1 protein-coding gene and 1 pseudogene are annotated in these 1,359 nt (G+C 71.4%); both read left to right on the forward strand.

Translation table 11 applies throughout. The features are described 5' to 3' along the window. Positions 1-905, forward strand: a 905-nt coding sequence (locus K0M70_RS06950) for a penicillin acylase family protein (RefSeq protein WP_290780942.1), incomplete at its 5' end; no start/stop codon positions are given. Positions 906-1,061: 156 nt separating this feature from the next. Next, positions 1,062-1,359 (forward strand): annotated as a pseudogene (locus K0M70_RS06955) (hypothetical protein); the annotation flags it as partial.

Raw genomic sequence — 1,359 nt, forward strand, 5'->3', positions numbered from 1 at the left:
TGGCGGATCCGGCCGACGGCATCCTCTGGACCGCCAACAACCGCACGCTCGACGGCGAAGCGCTGCGCCTGGTCGGGGACGCGGGCTACGCCAACGGCGCGCGCGCCCGGCAGATCCGCGATGCGCTCCGGGCCAAGCCAAGCTTCGTGGAGAAGGACCTGCTGGCGATCCAGCTCGACGACCGCGCCCTCTTCCTCACCCGCTGGCACCAGGCGCTGCAGGACGAGGCCGCGCGCAACGGCAGCCCCGAGCTCAAGGCCCTCGCCGACGCCGCCCGCACCTGGGATGGCCGCGCCAGCGCCGATTCCGCCAGCTACCGCATCGTGCGCGGCTGGCGCCTGGCCGTGATCGAACGCATCCAGAACGGCCTGCTGGCGCCCGCACAGGCGGCGTTGGGCGATCGCTTCGTCATGCCCGACCTGCCGCAGATGGAATCGGTGGCCTGGCCGCTGCTGCAGCAGCGGCCGACGCACCTGCTGCCGCGCCGGTTCGAAAGCTGGGACGCCCTGCTGGCCGACGCCGCACGCGAAGTGCATGGCTCACTGGCAGCCCAGGGTCCGCTGGCGCAGCGCACCTGGGGCGAACGCAACACCGCGTCCATCTGCCACCCGCTGGCGGGGGCAATGCCCGCGCTGGCGCGCAGCTGGCTGTGCATGCCCGCCGACCCCCTGCCGGGCGACGGCAACATGCCGCGCGTGCAGGGTCCGGCCTTCGGCGCCAGCCAGCGCATGGTGGTTTCGCCGGGCCGTGAAGCCGAAGGTTTCATCCACATGCCGGGTGGCCAGAGTGGACACCGGCTGTCGCCGTTCTGGGGCGCCGGCCACGCGGCCTGGGTCAACGGCGAGCCCACGCCGTTCCTGCCGGGCCGGGCCGAATACCGGCTGCAGCTGAGTCCGGAAATGTGAACTGATTCACTGTTTGGTGAATTTTAGCTGACAGCCGTCACGTTTTAGGCCATAAACGGCGTGCTGCACCGGCTGCTCCGCGGGTGCAGGACGGGTAGATCGCCGTCAGGGGGAGCGGTTTGCCGAACCTAAAGCTGCACAGGTGAGGTGGGTCAGATGGACATGTTGATTACGCTGTTGACGCACTGGCGTCGGATGATGCTCTCCCGACAGGCCGTTGCCGTTCGCCAGGCCGTGCTTGCGCTCAATGCCGAGCAGCGCAAGGCCGCCGCCGACCACACGCTGGCCGAGATCCAGCACGCCGCGACGCTGCCGCAGCCGCACCTGCACGGGGTGACGGAAAGCTCGATCTACCGCCCCTGGTCACAGGTCGCCAGCACCGCCGCCGGCCCGCGGCGGCCGCCGCCCGCGCCGCCGCACGCCGCGCGGCAGCCCGCGAGGGGGGTCGGAGGGG

The organism is Arenimonas sp., assembly GCF_019459675.1.
Lineage (GTDB): Bacteria > Pseudomonadota > Gammaproteobacteria > Xanthomonadales > Xanthomonadaceae > Arenimonas.